Origin of the sequence: Alicyclobacillus suci (genome assembly GCF_017329615.1) — a bacterium.
In the GTDB taxonomy this organism is placed as follows: Bacteria; Bacillota; Bacilli; order Alicyclobacillales; family Alicyclobacillaceae; genus Alicyclobacillus; species Alicyclobacillus suci.
The window spans coordinates 20,310-44,390 of sequence record NZ_JAFMTW010000008.1 but is presented as its reverse complement, the minus strand read 5'-3'; the positions used below and the strand labels follow the sequence as shown (position 1 = coordinate 44,390).

Below are 24,081 nucleotides of genomic sequence, written 5' to 3'. Positions count from 1 at the left end.
AGACTCCTTAAATCTTCCCTACGAGGTCAAGGCTTGGCTTCAGTGTTTCAGCGCCTTCCTTCCACTTCGCCGGGCAAACTTCACCAGGATGGTTCCGAACATACTGTGCAGCCTTGATCTTGTCGACGAGCGTGCTTGCATTACGGCCAATGCCACCAGCGTTAATCTCAATGGCTTGGATGACACCGTCTGGGTCAATAATAAACGTACCGCGATCAGCAACGCCTTCTTCTTCGATCAACACGTCGAAGTTGCGAGAAATTGTATGCGTCGGGTCGCCAATCATCACATAGGTGATTTTGCGGATGGTGTCAGACGTGTCGTGCCACGCTTTATGTGTGAAATGGCTGTCGGTGGAGACCGAGTATACTTCTACGCCGAGGGACTTCAGCGTCTCATATTGTTCTTGAAGGTCTTCGAGCTCAGTCGGGCACACAAAGGTAAAGTCTGCAGGATAGAAGCAAACAACGCTCCACTTGCCTTTGAAGTTAGCTTCGGTGACTTCGATAAACTCACCATTGTGATACGCCTGCGCTTTGAACGGTTTTACTTCGGTTCCGATGAGAGACATAAGACGAATTCCTCCTAAAAGTTGTTTGGTGTACTGCAGATACAGTGACCTACATCTGACAGGTTGTGCAGTATTGGCATCCAATAGACCGATATAGTATTATTTCAGTAAATGGCATCACTCCTTTTTAATAATAATTATCATCTAGGTGCTATTATAGATAGTGTGTAACGAGTTGTCAAAGATACGCTGGAGAAATTTTTTAAGAAAGTAGGGATAACTGTGCATAACCTGTCCACCGACACAAATATCCCAAAGCTGCTGAAAGATGTAGGGCTGCGGGTCACCCCACAGCGCGAGGCGATTTTGAATTTCCTCATTCACTACGAAGGACATGCGACTGTGGACGATATTTACCAAGCTGTTCATCCAACGTTCCCTGGTCTGAGCGTGTCTACGATATATAACACGATGAAGCACTTTGGAGAACTGGGTCTAGTAAAGGAAATCACGTTCGGGGATGCGGCTAGCCGCTTTGATGTGAACGTACAGCCGCACCATCATCTCGTCTGTAAGCACTGTGGAAAATTGATCGATTTCTATTTGCCGCAACCGCCAAACTTCGCCCTGCCGCCCGACGCGTCAGGCTTTGAAATCGAGGACTACCATTTGGAGGTCAAAGGTACGTGCCGCGAATGTCGGGATAAGGGTCGGGATGAGGCAAGAAACGAACAAACGCAATAATTCAACTGGACAAAAGGGCATCTAAAGCGGATGCCCTTTGCTTTACGCGATGTGCGATGTCACGATTGCATAGAACCAGCGTCGCGTTCGTGATGTAGCTTTGCGTCCACCACGGCGATTTTCTCTTCCATCGAATGATTGACATCCCGACGGTCATCAATTTTCACGACTGTCGACAGCCGCTGTGCTCCCATACTGACTAGCGCCTCGTGCATCTCCGAAATGGCTGTAAAGATGTCAGGGAGTTCCCCTTCGATGGTAGTAAACATCGGATCAAGCCGAAACTTCAACTGCGGAAACCGCTGCAAAACGCGCTGCGTCTGGGCGACATATTGACTGACACTCGTACTTCCCGTCCCCAATGGTGCGATACTTACCGCGACAATTGCCACAACAACTCCTCCTCCGGAACGTAACGACATTTCTTTTTGCTTACAGAAAGGAGCTATCCCAAAAATCATCTACGATGGATTTGGGGATATTTGGGTATTGCTCCTTCATACGTATACTCCTCTTCTTTTAACAGAACACCCGTTTGAGAATCGATTAGAACATTGAATTTTACCGCATCGTGCTTTGCTTGAAGCTCTTGGGGAACTTGACCAGTTATCTCTGTTACTTGCAGACCAAGGTATGTTGTTTTCCCATCAATTTTCCATGTAGACTGATTTTCGAGAAATCCAAGTGCAAATTCTTGCGGGAATGTAACATCATCGGTAAACCGGCGATGTAGTAATAGTCTTCAGCATCATAATCTCCTGAGTAGTTCTCGTGGGAAAATCCTGACCCAACAATCCCCCGGTGAAGAGCCTCCTTGCGATTAAATTCATCCGGAAACCACACCTAAAATATACATAATGTTGAATATCAACATCAAGAATAATGGATAAAAATTTGCAATTGAATGATATCAATAAACAGTTACATTTTTCATCGTATGGTGGTTCAAATTCATTTGCGAACTCGATTCCAAGCCTAAAGAGAAACGGCCTATGCTGACCCTTCGTTGCATATAGCGCGTACAGATGTCTATAATATACGTGTAAACACCAGCATACGATAAAAGAAGGGCCACCCGGTGCGCCAACACCGAATGGCCGTATGTGTATCTCAGTCGCCCTTCAAGGGGGCTGCTTCTCGGGGGAATAGACCGCAAACTTTGTCAAGGAGGGCGGTCTATTTTATTTTATCGGAAACAGGCGAAGCCTTTGCGAAATTCATTTCCTCTTACTCGCTGACAGAAGCGCCACAATAAGCGTAGCAAAACTAATCATCAGCGTTAAGGCTTGATACACTGTCAACTGGCCTCACCTCCCCTCCTCGGAGATGAAGCAAGCCCCCATGAAAGCATTCCTGATGATACGAAGTAAGTATATCATTTCATGCACCTCATCTGATAACATTACGCTTCCGATGCATCTTCGCCTAGATTCGCGCGAATGGCGGGCTTCATACATACGCCTATTGACACTCCGCGTTCGCCAAGATAAAATGAGCGCAATCTTATACAGCAACGGCTGAGATGAAGAGAGTACGGGTTTGTTATCAGTGCAGAGAGTCGGTGGATGGTGGAAACCGAACTGAACAAATGCCGGAAGTACACTTCGGAGCCGCATGGTGAACGCCATTTGGTCAGTAGCCAGTGCCGGAAACGTCAACGGCGTTTTCGTTATCTCAATGAAGTAAAAGGCCTTTATGCCTTTGATTAGGGTGGTACCGCGAGTAAAACTCGTCCCTTGCCAGGGATGAGTTTTTTTATTTTACAACTGTATATCGCAAAAAGCTGAGATGGAGAGAGTACGTGTTGAATTCGGTACAGAGAGTCGGCGGTTGGTGAGAGCCGAACTGAATAGGCACGGAAGTACACTCCGGAGCTGTTCGGTGAACTCCATGTGGAAAGTAGCCTCAACCGGGCATACCAGTGCTCGTTAACGCAATCAAGTGAAAGGTTTTTGTGCCTTTTATTAGGGTGGTACCGCGAGCAGCCTCGTCCCTAGTCAGGATGAGGCTTTTTTGTTTACCACCATCCAATCGCACAAACCTTTTATTAGGGTGGTACCGCGAGTAACCCTCGTCCCTAATCTGGGGCGGGGGTGTTTTTATTGACAACGATTAGGGAGGAATTCACCAATGGTCGCAATGATTCAAGAAGTCACCACAAAGCCAGTTCCGTACAAACTCGCCAGTCGGCTACATCATCCAAGCCCGTCTGTTGTCTCTGTTCGTGATCGCAAAATCGGCGACGGATCCGTTACGGTCATGGCGGGTCCTTGTTCCGTGGAAAGCCGAGATCAGATTATCGAAATTGCACAGGCGCTCAAGCAAGCAGGTGCCAATCTCTTGCGCGGGGGAGCATTTAAACCGCGGAGTTCCCCGTACTCGTTCCAAGGTCTTGGCGAAACCGGACTCAAGTTTATGGCAGAAGCACGCGAAGCAACTGGACTGCCAATTGTGTCAGAAGTGATGGATATTGAAAATTTGCCTATGGCATGTGAGTACGTCGACATGATTCAAATCGGCGCACGCAATATGCAAAACTACCCCTTATTGAGGGCTGTCGGCAAAACGACAAAACCCGTTCTTCTGAAACGAGGCTTGTCGGCAACGATAGAAGAATGGCTCATGTCAGCGGAATACATTTTGAGTGAAGGCAATCCCAATGTCGTCCTCTGTGAACGCGGCATTCGAACCTTTGAGACCGCAACGCGTAACACGCTGGATTTAAATGCGATTCCGGTGGTCAAACACTTGAGTCACCTCCCTATCATTATTGATCCGAGTCATGGAACGGGTGTCGCACGCTATGTGAGTGCCATGAGTATGGCCGCCATCGCAGCGGGCGCGGATGGTCTCATCCTCGAGGCCCATCAATCACCTGAAACGGCTTTGTCAGATGGACAACAAAGTATTACACCGGACGAATTCGCAGAACTCATGCAACGCATTGACATCCTCACCCGTGCAGTGAACGTGAAAGAAGGTGTGACCATTGGATGACACAATCTGCAGTCTCGATGAATTTCGGGCGAAAATTGATTCCATTGACCACCAACTGATAACTTGTCTGGCCAAGCGGTTCGAGCTTTCGAAAACCATTGGTACCATAAAACGCAGCAAAAATGTCGACGTTTATCAGCCGGATAGAGCCAACCAGGTTCAACAACGCTTTCTTCATCTAGGCGCATTACATGGTATGCAAGAGCGCTTCGTAACGCATTTGTTCGAATTAATCCACGAAGAATCGTGCCGCGTACAGCGCACAGAGGTGTAACCTCGTCTCTGGTTTTTTGGTGAAATACCGCGATCGTACTTAGGAGTTGGAGGTAGACACCGCCCTTCCCCAACTCCTGCGTTCGATTCGGGTATTCTGACGAATATTATTAAAGTTTATGGAAAACTGAAAATCAGAAAATAAAGTCGATATTCTGCCTTATGGGCCCGGGGGCACACCACGCCATATGCCGCACGCCGCGGTCCCTCACGCGTCGAGGCCCGCTGGCTTATCTGTCCTAAGCCTACCTGCCGACTCCAAGAACCTTACCTGCTTTGTTTTTGCTTATCCTTGTACGCTTTCAAAGCACCCGCAACGGAAACAGCAGACCCAGCAACAAAAAGGACCGAACCCGCAATCCAGGCGATGCTTGCCACGACTTGATACGCCTCTTTGGATGGCTGAATTTTGGTAGGTCGCTTCTTGTTTACGGCCACTCGTCGCACCGCCCTAATCCTTCATAATGACGCATACCCAATCACAATTCAGGCACCTCAAGGATCCAATGGATTTCACAAAATGGTCTAACGTTTCGCATCTGACGCCTCATTCTTATCATATTCCAGTGAATCAAGATTCGATTCCGTGAATGTCCTGTAGGCCAATGCCTCCTACAGTATATCCTCCGCCGAGCCTGGATGTCTGATTAAGACAGTGGTATGCGCCACGTGCCGTGACCGACATCTCGCTCGCCCCCAAATATTACAAAAGAGACTGCCTCTTCCCCGCAGCCTCCACAAAACTGTCGTGTAGATTGTCGACCCGTGCCCATTTGTCAAGCGTAACGCTGGGTCGTCACACGTTTCCACTAATCTGCCCCTTCATATCCTGGTCAAGAATATTACCATCGGCGCCTTCCAGACCATCAAAGGTACTGTTGATGACGCCTCCATTCATGCATAAAACCCCAAAAATGCCGCCTTGCCCTTGGTTCATTTTCATATTTGCATCCCAACCGGTGAAATTCAATTCTCCCAAAAACACGCCCGCGTTCTGCTGGGGTGTACTGACGTTTAAGATTCCAATGTTGAACATAGATGGCATTGTAGAACCTCCCACATAGCGTTTTGCAATCCTAGAAATTACTTGCAATTTGTGATTTGATGTCCTGATCTAAAATCACGCCGTCTAATAGTTCCATGCCATCAAACGTGTGGTTCACGTTGTTTTGACTCCAGTTAAAGATGCCATACATTGAGCCATGCCCTTGATTATACTTCACATTGGCATCGAAACCTGTGATATTAATCTGACCCACAAATACGCCTGCGTTCTGCTGCGGGGAGTGGATATGAATCACGCCAAAGGAAATGAGGTTCGGAATCCGTGTCACCCCCCTTGCGCGCCATCGCAACACTTGCCCATCGTGCGCGACGCTACGAATCTGTATTCAATGTGCGCTGTGCTACAACAGGTGGTTCTGGCGCCGCCACGAATACCCCAGACTTCACATCTCTATCGTCAATCAGTGCATCGACGACGTCGGGGTCATAAGCGATATTGAGGTTCCCCTTCGATTGATTGACGTGCCCGTATGTCTGACCGTATGCGATGTTCTCCTTTTGATGCGCGTCTAGTCCGGTAATACGCGTTTCCCCGATGAATACGCCGGAATTCTGGGTAATCGTCTCACACTGAATGTCGTTGACGCGCGTATTCAATACATTCGGTGCAGAGTGCTGATAGTGTGGCGCGAAAACATGGATATCTCTATCGTCTATTGGTGTGTCGATAACGTCGGGATCGTAAATGAGATTGATGTTGCGGTAGACAAGATTTTGGCTGCCGATTGACCCTATCGCACTATTGGATTTTGAATGGCTGCTGACGCCGATTGCAATATTTTGGTTTCCAAAATACACACCCGAGTTCCCAGCAATAGTATTGACCGTCAGATTCACCGCTTGATTTGCTTTCACACCACCACTCCTACATTCCCTCACCCAATGCAACTTCCCCAAAACGCAGGCGGCAAAATCTCCTGCTTTGACACACGCGTATCTTGTATCTAGTGGCCCTCATGGATTTAGGGCCGATGTTTGTATCGCCTGCGTACGGACGGCCTCGGACGGCCTGTTTTCCGATTGACGGATGCATCTGATGCGTCTGAACCGTTGTGAAACAGCCAAAAGGGATCAAACCCCAGTGCGGAAAATGGCCATTGAGCGCTTAACTGGTGTAAATCGTGAAACATTTTCAAGGATTGGTTGTCGTTTCGCTCGTCACCGTCGCGATACGACTTAGGATATGTTATAAACTGCCTGACCCAGTACGGCATATCCTGCGGGAGCATGTTCTCAACCACCTTTTCCGTATCTGTCCACCAAGGGACTCGATGACCTTCCCGAGCCAAAAATGATTTGATGAAATCCTCCCACATCCCCATCCCCCCCTTGGGACCGTGCTGTGTATCATCCACAGAAATCGCCTTGGAAGCCAGCTATCTCCTGAATACGAGCAAATGTTCTCTGACAAGCTTATATAGATGCGCCCAAAAATCACTTCCCTTCATGGTTCTTAGAACTCAATTGAATGCTTGACATTAGATAGCTGGTCTTTCATAAACATTGAATGACGAACATATCCATATGGTGATTTGTATATCGTGCGCAAAGGCCATAAAGAATCAAGTGTTTTTCGGGGTGGCCAAAATCCCGAGAGGAGTTGAATCATTTTATGTTTGCATCACGTCGCATTCTTCGCAATCAGACACTTTTAATTGAAGAACTCCGCCGTACCAACCAACTCCTGAGATCTTTACCGTACGAATTGGCCAAAGCCCCTGGAAATGTGCACATTCAAAACTTGAAAATAGAGCAGGCCACATTGGATAAACTGCTCTTTCAGTTAGACCGCATCGATGTCAAAGAGTTGAGTGGAACGCTGAATGTGGGCAATAACTTTCAAATGGACAACCCTCAGCGACAGCGATTATCAAACAAGCAATCGGGATTTCGTCGACTCGTGCAATCGGATGGCTCGAACAACTGGAATGAATCGACGGAGGAATCCACAAACGATACGAGTCCCGTTTCTCCGGGGTCCACCGAGCATCCCCACCTAGCGAGGACAGATAGCGGCTACTCGATAAAAGTCGACCAACAATAGGGGGCTTACTACATTGGCTGACCAGGAAGACAACACTGAGCCAGGTCTCTTTTCGACAGTATTTATTGTCGGAACCGTGTCCGTTTCCAACATGGAGGGTGCTTCTTGCCTAAATGTCGGAAACAACTTCCCGACCAACTTTCGAAGTGTCAAAAAACATAACCAGGGGTTCGGAAATGTGACGGGAGATCACAATGTCATGCGAAATCTCAAATCACTCTTAAGCGACCCGGATATACTCGATACGGTTTCGTTCCAAAATGAAACAGACATTCCCAAGTGGGTTGAAAGCCTGTTGCAATCCTCGAAAGAAGAAGGGCTCAAACGATGAATCAGTGGCGTCAGGGGCGCATTCAAATCGGCACGATAACCGACGCATCGCACGCGTACTTTGGTCACAACGTGGTAGTTTGTCAAACCACCTCGCGCAAGGTATCCGATGGCTTTGGCTCAATACGTGGGCAAGGCAACGCGTTGTTCGAAAACGTCCAAATCACGTTAGATAACGATGTCGTCGACAGCGAACATGCAAAAAGGCATGCTCAGTCAGACCAAACGTTGTGAAGCTCCACGACACCTGCTGGGTGATGCAGGGAGGCATACGTCCATGAAAAACGGTGGCCAACAAAATCCATTTGAATATCTGAAGAACCTCGGTGATTTACGAGATATCAAGAAATTATTAGGTGAAGATTTTTTTAAACACTTCTCCATGGCAGGGTTCAATGCGGACCCACTCGCGCGCGAGGAAGAAACCGAACAAGTATACCCTGCCGTCGACATCTATGACCTTGGGAATGAATTTAGCGTCTGGGCGGAAATCCCTGGGCTGAAGCGAACGGACATCTCCCTGCAGGTGAGTTCCTACAGCCTGTTCCTGCGCGGGAATGTACCGACGCCAACCGGAAAGCGCAACGCGCACGTGCTGACGTCGGAACGCTATGTGGGTCCGTTCGAACGAACCATCGAACTGCCCGTGCGTATCCGTCCAGAATCCGTCAAAGCTTCTTACGCCAACGGCCTTCTGATTATCGTTTTAGAAAAGTTCTCGCCGACAGAAGGAGAAATCCACCATGCTGTAGACATCGAATTTGAGTAAATCCGCCCAATACCTCAGCCGTTCCTCGATTGTCCACCGCGTTAGCGATTCCGAACCATCGCCAATAAATCGGCACTCGCGCCCGACACGTCCGAAGCCCCCATAATTGCGGACACCACCGCGATGCCATCTGCGCCTGCTTCCAGGACTTGAACAACATTGTCCTGCTGGATGCCGCCAATCCCGACGATTGGCACATCGACGCAGTCAGCAATCGCTTGAAGTCCGTCAATTCCACACATATCCGCATCCGGCTTCGACGACGTCGGAAACACGGACCCTACCCCCAGGTAATCAGCGCCTGCGGCAACCGCAATCTGTGCTTCTTCCACGGTGCAAGTGGAGACGCCAATCACCATGGTATCCCCCACCAACTTTCGCACGTCCGTACACGAAATGTCACTCTGCCCAACATGAACGCCGTCGGCATCGGTGAGAAGTGCGATATCAACGCGGTCATTCACGATGTAAAACGCACCGTATTCCCTCGTCAATTTGCGAATGGCCCGCCCGAGTTCCACCAGTTGTGCCCCATCGTCGTGCTTGCGTCGAAGTTGAACCGTTGTGACGCCGCCGCTCAGCGCTTGCTGAACCACATCTAGCAGATTCGCGGTGTCCGCTCGCTGATCAGTCACCAAGTAAAGGGCCAATTTGTCGCTTAGTTGCGCACGGCTCAACGTCGGATTGGACATACAAAAAGCCTCCTGTCAAAAGAGGCCGCTAGGGTGTAGACACGCGAGGAGGGCGTCCGCCGAAATATCCTCACGTCTCCGCCACTTTCCTACGCCGGTATTACCCAGATCAGGTGCTAAGGGTCCAAGGTATCCCTTGTCTCAGCATGTTGCTCCCCTAGTGGCTCTATTCAATTCATCTGTCGATGACATTACTACACTCTGCTGGACAATTGCAAGGTCCCCCTTGTCACATGCCAATATATCTGGCGTAAAGACTACGCGCTTCCACTTCGTTGTCAACACCATGAATGAGCGCCCGACCGTCGGCAAACAACGTGATTTGCACGTTGCCAAAGTCGCAGCGCAGCAAGTTCTCGTTGTGCCGCACCTCGCCAAACGAAGAAAGCCTAGCCGCCATTTGCGACAGTGAGACAAGGAGGCTAGCCGCTGGCCGCACCTGTATCGTTTGACGTCCGCATAAAGAGACTGTCAAGTCATTCGTCCGGGTCGCCAACGCCACGTACTCGTGCTGTTGACAACATGGACACGCCGCTTTTGCCTGTCCAAACTGGACGCTACGAAACTCATTTTTCCACACGTCCACATACGTAATCGCGTTCGCCAGGGCATCGACATTGCCCGTCAGATACTTGAATATCTCCGCTACCTGCAGCGAGGCGATCATTGACACCACGGGCGCAATGACGCCCACCGTATCACACGTATCCTGTCCACCACTGTGCGTGTTGGGCCCAAACAGACAGACCAGACACGGTGTCTCTCCTGGGCGAATAAACGCCGTCGTGCCATAGGAACTGACCGCGCCGCCGTACGACCAGGCGATTTGATGCTTCACCGCTACGTCGTTGATAAGGTATCGTACCTGAAAATTGTCCGTCCCATCGACAATCACGTCGACATCGGACAGCAGCCGCTCCGCGTTTCGCCAGTGAACATCCGCAATCGCCACCTCAATTTCGACGTCGCGATTCGCCTGTCTAAGTTTATCCGCAGCCGCCTCCGCTTTGGCGCGTCCGCGCGCGGCATCTGCTTCGTCATACAACGACTGCCGCTGCAAATTGGACGGTTCGATGATGTCTCTGTCAATCAGGCGGACGAAACCAACACCCGCGCGAACGAGTTGGGTTGCCGAGACCGTGCCCAACGCCCCCATCCCGACAATGGCGACACGCGCGCGGTGCAGCATAGCCTGTCCGTCCTCCCCAATCGGTCGAAACAGGACCTGCCTCGAGTATCTATCGTGATTCAACGTGATCATCCCCCTTGTCACGCTCCTGCGGACACTTTAGCGCAGTTTCGAACCATCCGCAAAAGGGCTGGCTTTCCAGTCACTCCCTTGACGATCCAGCCTCGCCCATGATAGCCTAATCCCGAATTGAACGTCTGACAAATCATGTGGTAGAAAATGGTGTGTTAGTTGGGTTCAAAATGGAAACCCGCCGTACCTGATAATTCAGGTACGGCTTTTTTGATGGTGAGGTGAACCATGAACGCGGTCTTACATGTGATTAGTGACCGGCAGCGACACCACTTACCGCTCTTTGACGCGCTCGTCGAAGCGGCGAAAGGCGGTGCCGACGTCTTGCAAATTCGCGAGAAAAAGGCGCCCGCGCAAGAAACGTATTCGCAGGTACGACAACTGCAACAAGCGTTATCAGAGGAGCGGCTCTCTTCGCGCATTTTCGTCAACGACCGAGTTGATATCGCCATCGCGACAGACAGTGCCGGCGTACACCTAGCAGCCAAATCACTCCCCGCGCCCGTCGTCGACGCATTGCGTAAGCAAGCGGGTTGGTCCGGCCAAATCGGCTGTTCTGTCCACAGTCTTGAAGAGGCGCAACGAGCCGAGCGGGCAGGCGCGGACTATGTGACGTTCGGCCACATTTTCGCCAGTGAATCGCACCCGGGACTGCCGCCGCGCGGCGTCTTCGCGCTGCAGCGCGTGGTCGAAGCGCTGTCCATTCCCGTCATCGCCATTGGCGGCATTGACCACACCAATATCGACACCGTACTTGCGACAGGATGCAGTGGCATTGCTGTCATCGGCGCAGTACTTGGAGCCAGTGATCCACGTCGCGCGGCTGCGCAATTGAAGTCCGCCATCGAGAAGTCAAAGGCGAGCCCGAAAGTCGTATTTGGCACGTTACACAATAAAGTGCATGACTAGGAGATATATCAAAAACCGGCATTGCGACAGACACAAGGCGCATAACTTGTCATTTTAGGAAAGGCGGAAACCACGTGCGTAATCTGTTTGACGTCATTGTCATCGGCGGCGGCGCGATTGGAATGACCAGCGCTTGGCGGCTCGCTCAAACGGGGCGCCGCGTTTTGCTGCTCGAACAGGGCCAGTTGGGTGGTGAAGCTTCGAGTGCTGCAGCGGGGATGCTCGGCGCGCAATTGGAAGTTTCAGAACCCGGTGCCTTTTACCAACTGTGCCTGGAAAGCCGTGCATTGTATGCGCAGTTTGTCGACGAGTTGTTCTCGTTGACGGGAATTGATGCCCAACTTTCACACAACGGTATCCTCCAGATGGCCTTCGACGCGACCCACGTCACAGCGCTGAAATCTCGAATGCGTTGGCAGATTGACCATGGTGCGCGCGCCGAGTGGTTAGACGCCGACGAAGTAAAACGGCAAGAGCCACATCTCGCAAAGGCGTTAGGGGCGCTTCTGTTACCAGACGACAGCAACGTCAACACACCACTCCTCATGCGCGCTTTAGCCGCAGCCGTGAAGCAAATCTGCCAGGTGTGCGAGGGCAGCCATGTGACCGATATTGAACACCAAAAGACCGGCGACGGCTATGTGGTCAAGACCGCCACAGGCAGTTACTGGGGGGAATCCGTGGTCGTCGCTGCGGGCGCCTGGTCACAGCGTTTGTTGGAACCGTTCTCCACGCCTTGCGCCATCCGCCCTGTGAAAGGGCAACTCGCCGCGATTCGGCCGCGGCAGGGGCTTGCGATTCGCCACACCATCTACAGTGCCCCCGTCTACCTCGTGCCCAAACGAGACGGCACCATTGTGGTTGGCGCCACCGAGGAACGCGAAGCCGGATACAACCGAGACGTGACGATAGATGCGTTGACGACGCTGTTTACCGCCGTGGCCCGCATGGCCCCGGGCCTTCGGGACGCTATCTTCGAGCGCACGTGGATGGGGCTTCGACCCGGGTCCCCAAATGGCCAACCTTGGATTGGCGAAGTGGCCGGCGCACCAGGTTTGCACGTGGCTGTTGGTCATTTTCGAAATGGCATCTTGCTCGCGCCCGTGACCGCCAAGATGGTCGTGCAGTCCGTCTCCAGAGAGCCGTGGCCAGCGCGTTGGCAACCGTTTCACGTCGCATTCCAAGACCAGTTCCAACCGAGGTGACTGCGATGAAGATTACTGTCAACGGTAAATCCCTAGAAGTTTCAGCGAACTCCACCGTGCAACAACTCGTGGAGCAACTCGATTTGGGGCACGAGCGCATTGCCGTCGAGCACAATCAACACATTCTCGAACCGGGCGATTTTGCCACAGCCACCATCGAAGAAGGCGACACGTTGGAAATCGTCCGTTTCGTCGGCGGTGGTTGATTGAACTGTATCCGCACAACAGATGTAGAAACGTCAAAGGAGGATGAACGCATGGATGGATTCACGATTGCGGGACGTACGTTTACATCTCGCTTAATGGTGGGGACAGGCAAATATCCATCGCTTCCCGTCATGCGCGACGCACTCGCCGCGTCAGGCGCAGAAATCGTAACCGTCGCCGTCAGGCGGGTGAATCTGGAGGCACGCGAAGAATCGCTGCTCGCTTATATCAATCTCGACAAGTATTTCTTACTCCCAAATACCGCTGGTTGCCACACGGCTGACGAGGCCGTTCGCACCGCGCGCCTCGCACGTGCTGCGGGTTTATCGAACTGGGTCAAACTCGAGGTGATTCCAGACGACGGGACGCTTTTACCCGACCCAGTCGCTACTGTGGAAGCGGCAGAAATCCTCGTCAACGAGGGATTTGTGGTCCTCCCGTACACGACTGACGACCACACCGTCGCCCGGCGCTTGCTCGACGTCGGCTGCGCGACCATCATGCCATTTGGATCCGCCATTGGAACCGGGCAAGGGCTCCCCAATCCGGAACGCCTGCGACGAATCATTGAACTGGTCGATGGGCGGGTGCCCGTCGTGATCGACGCAGGTATCGGCGCGCCATCGGACGCGTCCCTGGCCATGGAACTGGGGGCAGATGCGGTTTTGGTCAATACGGCCATTGCGAAGGCAACGAACCCGGTGCAAATGGCTCGGGCCATGGCGCTGGGCGTTCAGGCGGGTCGCTTCAGTTACCTCGCCGGCCGCATTCCTCGCACGGAAGTGGCCTCGCCGAGCAGTCCAGAGACAGGTCTCATCGCGAAGGAAAGCGCGCCGACGACCGCGAAGGCTTAGTCGCGCAGCATAGTGCAACACCAAGGCGGTAGCGAAAATACTGGACAAATGACAGGGCTGGTGGAAAGCGCGCGCACCGCGGCCCGTTTACGCCAGCCCTGTATGTATCACGCCGATTTTTTGGCGATTTGAAAGTTGCGAAGAACGCCCGTGCGCTTCAGCGCGTCAGCCAGCCACTTGGGCAAGAGCCCTCCGAGTACTGCCCCACTCACCATCGTAATGACGGTGTAGAAGACGACGATGGAGGCCTGGTACATGTGACCCCCGTACTGAACATACCATTGAAGGCTAAAAGCAATGCCAGCTAGCGCACCGGAAAGCATCAAAATCGACCCGTGATACTTGCGCCACCCGAACAAGAGAAATGCAACTTCCGCACCAATCCCCTGAACGAGGCCCGACAAAAGCCCGCCAAGGCCCCAGTTGCTCCCCAGTCCGAGCTCGACAACCGCCGCAATCACTTCGGACATAAGCGCAGCGCCCGGACGGCGAACGATGTATGGTATGAGACCTGAAGCCAGCCACCAAAGTCCGTTTATCATGCCCTGCCCAGGCACCCAACCGATGCTGAACAGATTTGTGACGACATCCCACGCGCGGTAGATAGCCCCGCAAACCACAGACAGAATGACCATCGTGACAATTTCTCGCAACTTCCAGCCCATTTTGCACAACGCCTCCCAGAGTTTGCGTGCGCTCAGGCAATGCCAAAAGACCTCGTCGGCGAACAACGCGTGACGAGGTCTGCTAAGTCTGCGGCACTTCCCCACGCTGGTATTACCCAGATCGGGTGAAAGGGTTAGCATCCTCTGCCTCTCAGCCATATGGCACCCCTAGCGCCTCGCATCGTATGAAATTAAATTCCCGCCTCTTAGTTTAGCAACCATTGCAAATCTGCGCTATCAATGTAGAATGCTGTGACCAAAAGGTTCGATGAGCCCGCGCACAAGCGATAACGGATTCGGTAGCGAACTATCCAGGATTAAGCTCGTCCCCACGACCGCTACTAGGCTCATCAAACACGTGAACACGCCCCATTCTCTTTTCGTTTCAACAGGGACGAAAAAGCGAATTTGCACCCACGATGCGGCTGCCAGCGCAAAAAGGAAAAAGAAAACTTGAATCATCGGCTGCCTCCGATACTGGACATTTCTTCATCCTTACTATTTCCGGATGCCCCTTCTCCGCGAATACCGCGGTGTGTCTTCTCGTAAATCGGCGGACCAGATTTACCGCCTTCGACAATCCTGACGTTTGCATGAACCGTAAAGTGCACCGTTTGAAAGATATGGTGCCAATTGTCCTTGAGTCGCTCCCAATCGTAAGGATGCTGTCGATAAATCATCAGCCCGACCCCGGTCGGGTCGGCATCGAGTTGTTTACTCAGTGTATTTAAACAGTGCTGTGCAGCGCGAACAGCATAGGCGTTCACAGCCGTCTGAAACGTTTTCAACACTTCAGGGTCGTCAGCGTCAAGACCCGTCTGGTTTTCTAGCAGCATCGCTGCCCCGGATAGCTGATACTGCACGGATACTTGATTTCCTCGTACTTGCGTGCGGACACGCCTGTGCGCCTGAGTCAAGTCCACGCTGATGGTCTTCCCCGTCTTTGGTACTTGCATTGTCAACACGGTGTACTTTAGCCTGCCGAGCATCCACTCCAACAACATCGTGTCGTCCGGATTTAGGTATCCGACCAGTTTTAAATTGCGGAACACCGCGCAGTGATCAAATGAAAATGCGGGCTCCGTATCCTCGCTCTCTTCGCCCTGACTGCTCGAATCGCCTGTGCTCCCATTCGTTCCACCAGTGTCTGAAGAGTCTGTACCTGGTGACTCTTGTGCCGGCCTGATGTCAATCGCGCTTGCCATCTGGTCTGAACCTTCACTAGCCGATTGAATCATAAAATCCATCAAGGTCGTGTTCGACCCCGTCAGTTGACGCTCCAACTTACGAATCGCCTCACCGGATAAGCTCTCCAACGGATACGTGGTATTTAGCAGGGATTGCGCATCGCTGTCCTTCGCAACCAAAATCGCCGTGCGCAGGCGATTAGGGGGATTTCTCCCAAAGTGATCGAGAATATCCATCATTCCGGTTTTGGCCATCTGGTCACCAATCAGAATGATACGCAGGTGCGGCAAATACAACTGCCGGGGAAGCTTCTTCTGAACATTGGTGTCCGCCTCACTGACACTGCGGCCCGTGGCGCTAATCATAAAGAAACTCTTGCCGCCTGAGCCACCACTCAATCCTGTCTGAGCACCACCGACCCGCGATGGGATAGCTACTTGTGCACTCACGAGAACGCGGTTATCCGGGGTTAAATCGATAGCCTCTGCCATGACGAGTGCGAGTTCGTTGACCTCTTTCCTATCCCAACACCCGGAAAGCGGCAGAATCAAGCAAATCGTTGTGAAGATAAGGAGCCATTTGCGCAGGTTACGCATGGGCAGGCGACCTATCCAGCCCGCGCCTGAGCATGTCGACGGCTAACAGGAACGTGGGCAAAATATTCTGGACGACCATCCCTTCTATGGGAAACGTATAAGTCAAGAAGCTGCGCAGTTCTGCCAAATTCGGGAACATCCACAGACACCCAATCATCGTCAATATGGTCACTGGCATGACAATTAATCGGTGATCAGACAATCCGGTTAACTGCGTCACACAGGTTGCAAACACAAACAAACAGACCGCCTCTTTCACCACTAGCCCGTACATCCAAATCGAAATGATGAGTGGGTCAATTCGCTCAAAAAAGTCACCCAAGCTGATGTACCTGGCGGTAATGTAGTAAGAGTACGTCAGTTTCTCGATGAGCGGCCCTGCGACCATGGTGCTTTGGAGCGCTATCATCACGACAAACACGCCGATGAACGTCAGCAGGTAATACGACATGCGGCGAACGTTTTTGCTCGTCTCCAAAAAGGGCAACAGAAATCCCATCAGCAGGAATTCCCCGTACCAGGCCGATGGCACAATCGCCGCCTGAATGACGGTTTCAAACCAGTCCGGCCCCAACACGGGGCGGACATAAGCTGGACGCATATTCGGCAACAAACAAATGAATACGAAGAGGAAAAACGTGATGGTAATCGGAATAAACGTCTCCGCGCAACGCGCGATGACTTCGATGCCTGCCCATACCGCGACTCCACATGCGAATAGAAATAGCCCGAGAATCATCGGTTTTGGCGTGCGCGGAAGTGCAAACATCGAAATGAAGGTCATCATCTCCGCGGCGACCTTCGTCGTGTAAATAAATGTCTGCAGAATGATGATGACACCAAACGCACGCCCCCCCCATTTGCCGAGGATGTCCATCGCGTATTGAATGATACTTTGACCAGGATGGCGCCGCGCCAGTTCTGTCATCACCCAGATGCTCCAAATGCCTGTCAGTGTCGCTGGAATCATCGCGAGCCAAGTGCGCTGATGGGCAAACTTTGCGGACAGATCTGTCACTGGCAGAATTTCTGTCGCAATGACAATGGGGAGTAATAACATGACAAATTGCCATCGCGAAATCCGCTGTATCGAACTCATACCTTCCCCCCTAGTCTACTCCTTATCCTGCTGCGGACCCGGCTGCTGCCCAGCTGGAATTCGTATGGTATTTTGCTTGGCCGTCATCCCTCCGCGATACCGCATCGCCCAACGAGGAACGCGGATGAACACGTCCCGAAAATCCTGAAAATGCATCGGCCCAACCGGTGTGAAATAGGGAACGCCGAACGACCGCAGGGACACCAAGTGGATGACGAGAATCACAATGCCAATGGCGATTCCATAAATTCCAAAAATCCCTGATAAAATGAGCATTGGGAAACGGAGAAGTCGAATCGCGATACCAAAGTTGTAACGCGGAAACGTAAACGAAGCGATGCCTGTAAATGACACGACAATGACCATCGGCGCCGAAATAATCCCGGCTTCCACGGCCGCCTGACCAATGACCAACGCGCCGACGATACTCATCGCTTGCCCAATTTGCTTCGGCATGCGAACGCCGGCCTCACGCAGGGCTTCAAACACGATTTCCATGAACAGCGCCTCAATGACGGCCGGAAACGGGGTAGATTCACGGGCTGCCGAGATGCTCATCAAAAGTGTCGTTGGAATCATTTCCTGTTGAAATGTCGCCATGGCGACGTAGACGGATGGCAAAAGAAGGCTCACCAGCATAAACGTAATTCTCAAGATCCGCAAAAAACTCGACATAAAGGTCCGCTCATAATAATCTTCGTTCGCATTGAGCGCCCCCCAGAAAACCACTGGAGCCACCAACGCAAACGGCGTACCATCTGTAAAAATGGCAAACCTGCCCTCCAACAAATTTGCGGAGACCACATCGGGCCGCTCCGTGCTCTGTACTTGCGGAAAGGGAGACTTCGGACTGTCCTCAATAAATTCCTCAAGAAATGCTGATTCGAGTACAGCGTCAATATCAATGCGCTGAATGCGCCGCCGCGCCTCCTCAACCACGGAAGGTTCAGCGATTCCGTCCACGTAAGCCAGCACCACATCGGTTTTTGTAAATTCACCAATTGTGAAGGTTTGCATCTTCAATTTCGGACTGCGAATGCGCCGCCGCACCATGGCCGTATTCGTTCGCAAAGACTCGACAAACCCCTCGCGAGGACCACGAATGACCGGTTCCGACGGCGGTTCTTCGATGCCACGTTGCTTCCAGCCCACGACGCTTAAGGTCAAAGCCGCCTCGTCTCCATCGACACACATGGTGACACTGCCCTTCAGGACAAATGCCACCACTTCGTCGTAGGTTGTCACCACACCCACTTGTGCCGCAGGTACGGCTCTGTCGGCCAATATTTCCTGCACCCAAGCCGCCGTGACAGCGGGTGCCGGCGGCAAGGGTTGACGCATCAGCACCTGCAAAACGGCCTCGTCCAGGTGCTTGGTGTCAACAAGTCCGTCGACATAGGTAATCAGCATACGAATCCCCTGCCCCACCGCATCTGGACAAACAATGTGCCGAAACACGACATCGGAGCAATTGGCAAAGGTTTCGCGCAACTGCTTCTCCTTGACCTCCAGCGCCTTATCCAGCAAATCTCCCGCTTCTGGGACTGGGTCGGGCAATCTCACCTCAGGAATGATACTTTTGGGTCGCTTCATTCGTCGATAAGGCCTCATACCGTCCTCCTCGCAGAACTACGATATACATTCCCCAAAGATGACCTTGAACATGCAATAAAAGGTATTAAAACCACATTGAGGATCGCCGACGCACACCAAACAGTCACGCTGCGTATTTCAGCTGTACGACCTTGAGGGGATAAAAGGATTGAAAAGAATTGAAAAGGATGGTGCGACCCTTGGGAGGATACTACCAGAATAAACTTACGCGTCAGTGCCGCACGATGCACGATGGATGTAAAGTGCCACCCATGCCACCCATACGGCGCCGATTCACATCGTCCCCAAGATCTTTTCTACTAAAACCAATTGATTGTACTGAAAAATGTCCTGCATGATCTCAAGCGCAGTTTGCAGGCGCCCAGAATAGTCATAGTCTTCATTTCGCGACAGTTCAATCGTTCGACGCGAAACCGGATCGTCGTAAATCATTAGATTTTGGTAGGTACGCACCTTCCATCCGCGGGAGCGCAAAAAAGCATCGACGTTCTTCAATGGAATCGTTCGTAGAAACGAGTGGTCGGTAATGGTCACGTGGACATTTTGAAATCGCTCAAACATGAATCCGTCACCTCGCTTGGATACACCCAGATACACCCACAAGCAGTATGGTCGCCTAGACCCGTACAGATACACGTTTGTTTGCGCCATTGGAACGAAACCACCTTAATGTTATAATACTAATATTAGCATGCTACGATTAGTTGCATGTCCCATTTTCATCCTCCACAGCGGGGCTGTTTATCGCAATTTCACTTGCAGAAAGGGTGTATGGACACGACGGACGATTTACTTACTATCGACGAAGTATTTGCCGCATTGTCAGAAGCGGGTGTCACATCATCCATTCAAATGACGCGTACCTGGGTGCGGGAAGGCAAAATTGAAGGGGCCTTTATGCCAAAAGGCGCGCGAAATCGCAAAGAGGGCTGGCGCGTGCCACGTGCGAGCGTAGAGGCCTTCATCCAGTCACGCAGGCCGGAGCGTAGGCAAATTGACGAACTGCAAGAGGAAGTCCAGCGACTGACACTTGAACTGATGTCAACCCGCCGTCGCGCCGCGCAATTCTCACAAAACGAAGCGCGCCAACTCGCTATCAAAGAGCGAGTCTACCAAACCATTCACGACATCACCGCGAACGGTCGTGCATACAGTCCTGAACACGTACAGCTGGTGTTAGATATTGTGACAGGAGACGTCTCAAAACTGACCGACAAACAGTTGTATCTTCTGTGTGATCAGTTGTTGGCCTTGTCCCCAAAACTGCTCGATGGTGATGACATCACCACGCACCGCTAATGCCGTGCGGACGCAGATGTAAACGGTGTCATTTTTTTATAAAACAAATTGAAGCGCTTCTATTTCACATGATATACTGTGACTGCGGGTGAATTCCCTCTTTCTAACTATTGAAAGTTAAATTTAATTCCAATTCTGATAATTCACCTCGCACATTTCGAACCAAGTCATACACACAGAGGAGGGGGCGTATTGCAAAAGTTAAACAGAAATATTGGCACGTTTGGCCTGATGATGACCGGCGTCGGCTCGATCATCGGCTCAGGCTGGTTGTTTGGCGCGCAGAAAGCAGTGGTCGTCGCGGGTCCAGCAGCTGTCGTGGCTTGGATTATCGGCATGGTCATGGTGCTCTTCATTGGCCTAGTCTATGCTGAGCTCGGCGCGCGATTCCCGGAATCTGGCGGGATGGTCCGCTACGCCCAGTACTCACACGGATCTGTCATTGGTTTCATCTCTGGGTGGTCAAATTGGATTGCCATCGTTTCCGTCATTCCAATTGAAGCAGAGGCCTCGATTCAATACATGAGTTCGTGGCCCTTCGCTTGGACACATGCGCTCTATTCGACCAGTTCTCAAACGTTGACTGCCACCGGCCTATGGTTGGCCGCCGTCCTGGTTTTCATCTACTTTTTAATCAACTTCTGGACCGTCCAACTATTTGCACGCGTCAACACGTTCATCACCGTGCTCAAGTTCGTGATTCCAGGTTTAACTGCGATAGCTTTGCTTTGCAGTGGGTTCCACAGCGAAAACTTCTCGCAACACGGCGGGTTTACGCCCTTTGGTTGGTCAGGTGTACTCACGGCTGTCGCAACTTCAGGTATTGTTTTTGCATTTAACGGTTTTACCAGCCCCGTCAATTTGGCCGGTGAGGTAAAACGTCCAAATCGTTCTGTGCCAATTGCCGTCGTCGGGTCAATCCTGTTGGCCGCCGTCATCTATCTCTTGCTACAAGTGGCCTTTATTGGCAGCTTGACACCTGCGATGCTCGCCAACGGTTTCGCTCATTTGAACTTTGACTCACCTTTTGCAAACTTGGCCATGGCTTTTGGCCTGAATTGGCTGGCCATCATCTTGTTTGCGGACGCATTCGTGTCTCCGTCTGGAACGGGCATCACGTATACAGCGACCACGGCCCGTATGATTTTTGGCATCAGTGAAAACGGTTGGCTGGCGAAATCGTTCGCCCATGTGCATCCAAAGTGGCGGATTCCTCGCCGAGCCATGTGGGCTAATCTCGTCATCGCGTATTTGTTTCTGATACTGTTCCGCGGTTGGGGGCAACTGTCCACCGTCATTTCCATTGCGACCCTATTATCCTACACGACGGGCCCTGTATCGGCGTTGGCATTCCGCGACGTCGCGGATGGCATGGGTTCGAGCGTGCGCGTCAAGGGTTTGAAAATACTAGCACCCATCGCTTTCGTGATGGCCTCCTTGATTCTGTACGCAGGCACCTGGCCATCTACGGGACGTGTCATCTTCGTGATTCTTGTCGGGTTGCCTATCTACCTTTTCTTCCAATATCGGAATGAGGGGTTCAAAGGATTTGGCAAACATCTCAAATCTAGTATTTGGATGATTGCCTATCTCGCGTTCATGATTCTCGTGTCATTCCTCGGCAGTGCGCAATTTGGGGGCATTCAAGTCATCCCCTATGGCATAGACTTGTTAGTCGTGGCCGTGGGCTCCCTCGCCTTCTTCTACTGGGGTGTGCGAAGTGCTTGGGTGACGCCATATCTCCAACGTGCTCAAACGGATTATGAAACAGAAATCCGCGCCAGCGCATCACCACTAGGGCAGACAGCGGACGCGGCTGCAGATTTGCCGTCCACGAGCCTGTAAGTTTCTCAGAAGGTATCGAAAGATATCGGATTACGTTCGATAAGATCCTTTGTTAATCTGTTGACAAAACTGTTTACCCAGTGTAATCTTTATCCACACAACTGAACGAAATATTGTAGATCTTCTTATCAAGAGCGGCGGAGGGACTGGCCCGATGAAGCCCGGCAACCACCGTAAATCGGATGGTGCTAATTCCTGCAGGACAATCGTCCTGGGAGATAAGAGGGATGCCGTCCAAAAGGACATCTCCCTCTGGGAGATGTCCTTTTTTATCAACTGGGCACCCCCACCGCGGGCACAGCGCGTGGATCTCAGCCAGACGATTCTGACAGCTGCCTGAGGAGGACATAGCATGGACAACATCAACATTGGATTACTGGGGTGCGGTGTGGTGGGCACCGGCATTTTACGCGTACTCGCCGACAAACGCGACACGCTACGGAAGGAACGTGGACTCTCAATCGATGTGCGTGGCATTGTCGTGCGCGACTTAGATCAACCGCGGGACAACATTGTAGACACAGCGAAGTTACATACCGACTGGATACAAGTGTGTGCAGATGACGACATCGATGTCGTCATCGAGGTCATGGGAGGCACGGACAGCGCGCGAGATGCGGTGCTCTACGCCCTCCGGCACGGAAAATCTGTCGTCACCGCCAACAAGGAACTCATGGCCAAATACGGCGAAGAGATTCGTCGGGTCGCACGCGAATACGGCCAATTTGTCCGCTTCGAAGCGAGCGTGCTCGCAGGCATTCCGGTTGTGCACACCCTAGAGACCTACTTTCACATAAGCCAAATTGTCCGCCTGCGTGGCATCATGAACGGCACATCGAATTACATCCTCACCCGGATGCACCAAGAAGGACTCGCATTCGCCGACGCCCTTCGCGCCGCCCAAGCGCTTGGCTACGCCGAAGCGAATCCAGACATGGACGTAGACGGCATTGACGCCTGGTGCAAACTCCAAATTTTACTCGACTGCATCGGTGTTCCGCAAGACGCGCGCGTCGGCACGGAAATCGAAGGCATTCGCTCCATATCCCAAGCAGACATCCGCACAGCGCAAACGCAAAACTGCAAAATCAAACACATCGTCTCGGCAGAATGGGATGTAGCGTCAGGTCTCGTCAACTGGCACGTCGGACCAGAGACTCTCACCCTTGATGATCCACTCTACGCCATCGACGACGTCCAAAACGCCATCTGTATCGACGGCGACGCATCGGGCACCATCACCCTATCTGGCCCGGGCGCAGGCGCACTGCCGACAGCGAGTGCCGTCCTCGAAGACGTGCTCAAAATTGCACAGAAGTTGCAGGTTTCACTGTCAGTGTGAGGGGCGGCGCAGCGGGATTGGGCAGCACTGGGGCGGTCGTACAACGATTACTGCGGTGGAATCCTCCAAACCACAGCGCACCAGCATTCCCCCCAATCCCCCCACCCTTCAACGCACCTTAACACTTTCCTAACCCGAAATTAAACGGTTTTACACAAATCATCGTTACGATAAAACTATGATGCCACTTGAAATGACGATGATGGTTGTGCGATTCCGGAAAAAATATCTGATTTTATCGACAATTCAGGCGCGATGCTCGTAGTGGGGCTCACGGCAGGCTGTGGGACGTCAGCGGCGAGCATTCTCTGCGTCTCACAATAAGTTGTCCACACCAACTGGTCGTCGGAGAACGCGTCCATCTTTTCATCCGACCAGAATGGTCGACAACTGGCGAAGGCCTACCCACTACCGTAGAGCGCGTTCGCTATCAGGGTAGTGTGACGGAGTATGAGCTACATAGCCCACTGGGCCAACTGTACATCCGCCAATTGCGGCCGACTGAGTACAGTATGGGGCAATCCGTGTTTTGGCGACCGACACAGGCCACCGTCGTCAATTCATTCACTTGA

At 52.0% G+C, this 24,081-nt stretch carries 31 protein-coding genes, 3 riboswitches and 2 other annotated features; of the genes, 15 read left to right on the top strand and 16 right to left on the bottom strand.

Going from position 1 to position 24,081, the window contains the following annotated elements; genetic code table 11:
* Positions 1 to 7: 7 nt before the first annotated feature.
* Positions 8 to 571 (bottom strand): alkyl hydroperoxide reductase subunit C, encoded by a 564-nt coding sequence (gene ahpC / locus J3482_RS06100; protein WP_146821877.1) that lies wholly within the window; start codon positions 569 to 571, stop codon positions 8 to 10.
* Positions 572 to 793: 222 nt separating this feature from the next.
* Here ahpC and J3482_RS06095 point away from each other — a divergent pair, with 222 nt between their 5' ends.
* Positions 794 to 1,255: a Fur family transcriptional regulator gene (locus J3482_RS06095; RefSeq protein ID WP_223204021.1), complete on the top strand. Its 462-nt coding sequence runs from the start codon at positions 794 to 796 to the stop codon at positions 1,253 to 1,255.
* A 59-nt stretch (positions 1,256 to 1,314) separates the two neighbouring features.
* Here J3482_RS06095 and J3482_RS06090 read toward each other — a convergent pair whose 3' ends face one another.
* Positions 1,315 to 1,647, bottom strand: coding sequence for an MTH1187 family thiamine-binding protein (locus J3482_RS06090; RefSeq protein WP_188332135.1), 333 nt, complete (start codon positions 1,645 to 1,647; stop codon positions 1,315 to 1,317).
* 825 nt (positions 1,648 to 2,472) lie between these two features.
* On the bottom strand, positions 2,473 to 2,550 hold the full coding sequence (locus tag J3482_RS21780; protein ID WP_223204030.1) for a putative holin-like toxin: 78 nt from the start codon (positions 2,548 to 2,550) through the stop codon (positions 2,473 to 2,475).
* A gap of 215 nt (positions 2,551 to 2,765) precedes the next feature.
* Positions 2,766 to 2,995: a binding site (T-box leader), on the top strand.
* 36 nt (positions 2,996 to 3,031) lie between these two features.
* Positions 3,032 to 3,253: a binding site (T-box leader), on the top strand.
* Between the two features lie 132 nt (positions 3,254 to 3,385).
* On the opposite strand from J3482_RS21780, the gene aroF reads away from it, so the two are divergent.
* Complete coding sequence (gene aroF / locus J3482_RS06085) at positions 3,386 to 4,252, top strand: 3-deoxy-7-phosphoheptulonate synthase (protein ID WP_146821875.1); 867 nt, start codon at positions 3,386 to 3,388, stop codon at positions 4,250 to 4,252.
* Complete coding sequence (locus J3482_RS06080; RefSeq protein WP_146821874.1) at positions 4,245 to 4,526, top strand: chorismate mutase; 282 nt, start codon at positions 4,245 to 4,247, stop codon at positions 4,524 to 4,526. Before aroF ends, J3482_RS06080 begins: the two co-directional genes overlap by 8 nt.
* Before the next feature lie 266 nt (positions 4,527 to 4,792).
* Here the strand turns inward: J3482_RS06080 and J3482_RS06075 are convergent, their stop codons facing one another.
* From J3482_RS06075 to J3482_RS06055, 5 genes are all read right to left on the bottom strand, one after another.
* Positions 4,793 to 4,963 (bottom strand): hypothetical protein, encoded by a 171-nt coding sequence (locus J3482_RS06075; protein WP_188332134.1) that lies wholly within the window; start codon positions 4,961 to 4,963, stop codon positions 4,793 to 4,795.
* A gap of 358 nt (positions 4,964 to 5,321) precedes the next feature.
* Positions 5,322 to 5,570: a hypothetical protein gene (locus J3482_RS06070; protein WP_146821873.1), complete on the bottom strand. Its 249-nt coding sequence runs from the start codon at positions 5,568 to 5,570 to the stop codon at positions 5,322 to 5,324.
* Positions 5,571 to 5,601: 31 nt separating this feature from the next.
* The gene (locus J3482_RS06065) at positions 5,602 to 5,859 is read right to left on the bottom strand and encodes a hypothetical protein (RefSeq protein ID WP_236017950.1); all 258 of its coding nucleotides are present in this window, start codon (positions 5,857 to 5,859) and stop codon (positions 5,602 to 5,604) included.
* Between the two features lie 43 nt (positions 5,860 to 5,902).
* Positions 5,903 to 6,445, bottom strand: a complete 543-nt coding sequence (locus J3482_RS06060; RefSeq protein ID WP_146821872.1) for a hypothetical protein — start codon at positions 6,443 to 6,445, stop codon at positions 5,903 to 5,905.
* Between the two features lie 107 nt (positions 6,446 to 6,552).
* The gene (locus tag J3482_RS06055) at positions 6,553 to 6,906 is read right to left on the bottom strand and encodes a hypothetical protein (RefSeq protein ID WP_206922188.1); all 354 of its coding nucleotides are present in this window, start codon (positions 6,904 to 6,906) and stop codon (positions 6,553 to 6,555) included.
* A gap of 296 nt (positions 6,907 to 7,202) precedes the next feature.
* Here J3482_RS06055 and J3482_RS06050 point away from each other — a divergent pair, with 296 nt between their 5' ends.
* From J3482_RS06050 to J3482_RS06035, 4 genes are read left to right on the top strand one after another with little or no spacing between them, the layout of a single operon-like run.
* A complete protein-coding gene (locus tag J3482_RS06050; RefSeq protein ID WP_146821870.1) occupies positions 7,203 to 7,634 on the top strand; it encodes a hypothetical protein in 432 nt (143 codons plus the stop codon).
* Positions 7,635 to 7,647: 13 nt separating this feature from the next.
* A complete protein-coding gene (locus tag J3482_RS06045; protein ID WP_146821869.1) occupies positions 7,648 to 7,965 on the top strand; it encodes a hypothetical protein in 318 nt (105 codons plus the stop codon).
* Positions 7,962 to 8,198 (top strand): hypothetical protein, encoded by a 237-nt coding sequence (locus J3482_RS06040; protein WP_146821868.1) that lies wholly within the window; start codon positions 7,962 to 7,964, stop codon positions 8,196 to 8,198. Before J3482_RS06045 ends, J3482_RS06040 begins: the two co-directional genes overlap by 4 nt.
* A 43-nt stretch (positions 8,199 to 8,241) precedes the next feature.
* Positions 8,242 to 8,733: an Hsp20/alpha crystallin family protein gene (locus J3482_RS06035; RefSeq protein ID WP_188332133.1), complete on the top strand. Its 492-nt coding sequence runs from the start codon at positions 8,242 to 8,244 to the stop codon at positions 8,731 to 8,733.
* A gap of 41 nt (positions 8,734 to 8,774) precedes the next feature.
* Here the strand turns inward: J3482_RS06035 and thiE (J3482_RS06030) are convergent, their stop codons facing one another.
* Together thiE (J3482_RS06030) and J3482_RS06025 are read right to left on the bottom strand one after the other, a co-directional pair.
* Complete coding sequence (gene thiE, locus J3482_RS06030; RefSeq protein ID WP_146821866.1) at positions 8,775 to 9,425, bottom strand: thiamine phosphate synthase; 651 nt, start codon at positions 9,423 to 9,425, stop codon at positions 8,775 to 8,777.
* Positions 9,426 to 9,494: 69 nt separating this feature from the next.
* Positions 9,495 to 9,594, bottom strand: a riboswitch (TPP riboswitch).
* Between the two features lie 60 nt (positions 9,595 to 9,654).
* Positions 9,655 to 10,686 carry a ThiF family adenylyltransferase gene (locus J3482_RS06025; RefSeq protein WP_146821865.1) on the bottom strand — a complete coding sequence of 344 codons (1,032 nt, stop codon included), beginning with the start codon at positions 10,684 to 10,686 and terminating at the stop codon, positions 9,655 to 9,657.
* A gap of 228 nt (positions 10,687 to 10,914) precedes the next feature.
* Between J3482_RS06025 and thiE (J3482_RS06020) the strand changes: the two genes are divergently transcribed.
* The 4 genes from thiE (J3482_RS06020) (at position 10,915) to J3482_RS06005 (ending at position 13,861) form a co-directional block, all read left to right on the top strand.
* On the top strand, positions 10,915 to 11,595 hold the full coding sequence (thiE, locus tag J3482_RS06020) for a thiamine phosphate synthase (protein WP_146821864.1): 681 nt from the start codon (positions 10,915 to 10,917) through the stop codon (positions 11,593 to 11,595).
* A 74-nt stretch (positions 11,596 to 11,669) separates the two neighbouring features.
* A complete protein-coding gene (gene thiO, locus J3482_RS06015) occupies positions 11,670 to 12,800 on the top strand; it encodes a glycine oxidase ThiO (protein ID WP_146821863.1) in 1,131 nt (376 codons plus the stop codon).
* Between the two features lie 5 nt (positions 12,801 to 12,805).
* Positions 12,806 to 13,006 (top strand): sulfur carrier protein ThiS, encoded by a 201-nt coding sequence (thiS, locus tag J3482_RS06010; protein ID WP_223204020.1) that lies wholly within the window; start codon positions 12,806 to 12,808, stop codon positions 13,004 to 13,006.
* A gap of 51 nt (positions 13,007 to 13,057) precedes the next feature.
* On the top strand, positions 13,058 to 13,861 hold the full coding sequence (locus J3482_RS06005; RefSeq protein WP_146821862.1) for a thiazole synthase: 804 nt from the start codon (positions 13,058 to 13,060) through the stop codon (positions 13,859 to 13,861).
* A gap of 107 nt (positions 13,862 to 13,968) precedes the next feature.
* Here the strand turns inward: J3482_RS06005 and J3482_RS06000 are convergent, their stop codons facing one another.
* From J3482_RS06000 to J3482_RS05975, 6 genes are all read right to left on the bottom strand, one after another.
* Positions 13,969 to 14,526 carry an ECF transporter S component gene (locus J3482_RS06000; RefSeq protein WP_206918389.1) on the bottom strand — a complete coding sequence of 186 codons (558 nt, stop codon included), beginning with the start codon at positions 14,524 to 14,526 and terminating at the stop codon, positions 13,969 to 13,971.
* Between the two features lie 81 nt (positions 14,527 to 14,607).
* Positions 14,608 to 14,706, bottom strand: a riboswitch (TPP riboswitch).
* Positions 14,707 to 14,763: 57 nt separating this feature from the next.
* Positions 14,764 to 14,988 (bottom strand): hypothetical protein, encoded by a 225-nt coding sequence (locus J3482_RS05995; protein WP_146821860.1) that lies wholly within the window; start codon positions 14,986 to 14,988, stop codon positions 14,764 to 14,766.
* Positions 14,985 to 16,310: a Ger(x)C family spore germination protein gene (locus J3482_RS05990; protein ID WP_146821859.1), complete on the bottom strand. Its 1,326-nt coding sequence runs from the start codon at positions 16,308 to 16,310 to the stop codon at positions 14,985 to 14,987. The genes J3482_RS05995 and J3482_RS05990 overlap by 4 nt, the downstream gene beginning before the upstream one ends.
* The gene (locus J3482_RS05985) at positions 16,303 to 17,409 is read right to left on the bottom strand and encodes a GerAB/ArcD/ProY family transporter (protein WP_146821858.1); all 1,107 of its coding nucleotides are present in this window, start codon (positions 17,407 to 17,409) and stop codon (positions 16,303 to 16,305) included. Before J3482_RS05985 ends, J3482_RS05990 begins: the two co-directional genes overlap by 8 nt.
* Positions 17,410 to 17,424: 15 nt before the next feature.
* Positions 17,425 to 19,020, bottom strand: a complete 1,596-nt coding sequence (locus tag J3482_RS05980; protein WP_146821857.1) for a spore germination protein — start codon at positions 19,018 to 19,020, stop codon at positions 17,425 to 17,427.
* Positions 19,021 to 19,296: 276 nt separating this feature from the next.
* On the bottom strand, positions 19,297 to 19,674 hold the full coding sequence (locus J3482_RS05975; RefSeq protein WP_206919998.1) for a hypothetical protein: 378 nt from the start codon (positions 19,672 to 19,674) through the stop codon (positions 19,297 to 19,299).
* Positions 19,675 to 19,794: 120 nt separating this feature from the next.
* Here J3482_RS05975 and J3482_RS05970 point away from each other — a divergent pair, with 120 nt between their 5' ends.
* From J3482_RS05970 to J3482_RS21775, 4 genes are all read left to right on the top strand, one after another.
* Complete coding sequence (locus tag J3482_RS05970; protein WP_146821855.1) at positions 19,795 to 20,322, top strand: helix-turn-helix domain-containing protein; 528 nt, start codon at positions 19,795 to 19,797, stop codon at positions 20,320 to 20,322.
* 192 nt (positions 20,323 to 20,514) lie between these two features.
* Positions 20,515 to 22,167: an APC family permease gene (locus J3482_RS05965; protein WP_206919087.1), complete on the top strand. Its 1,653-nt coding sequence runs from the start codon at positions 20,515 to 20,517 to the stop codon at positions 22,165 to 22,167.
* A 122-nt stretch (positions 22,168 to 22,289) separates the two neighbouring features.
* Positions 22,290 to 22,392: riboswitch (SAM riboswitch) on the top strand.
* Positions 22,393 to 22,519: 127 nt separating this feature from the next.
* Entirely contained in the window at positions 22,520 to 23,509 is a 990-nt protein-coding gene (locus J3482_RS05960; protein WP_146821854.1) for a homoserine dehydrogenase, read from the top strand.
* Between the two features lie 281 nt (positions 23,510 to 23,790).
* Positions 23,791 to 24,081, top strand: coding sequence for a TOBE domain-containing protein (locus J3482_RS21775; RefSeq protein WP_146821897.1), 291 nt, complete (start codon positions 23,791 to 23,793; stop codon positions 24,079 to 24,081).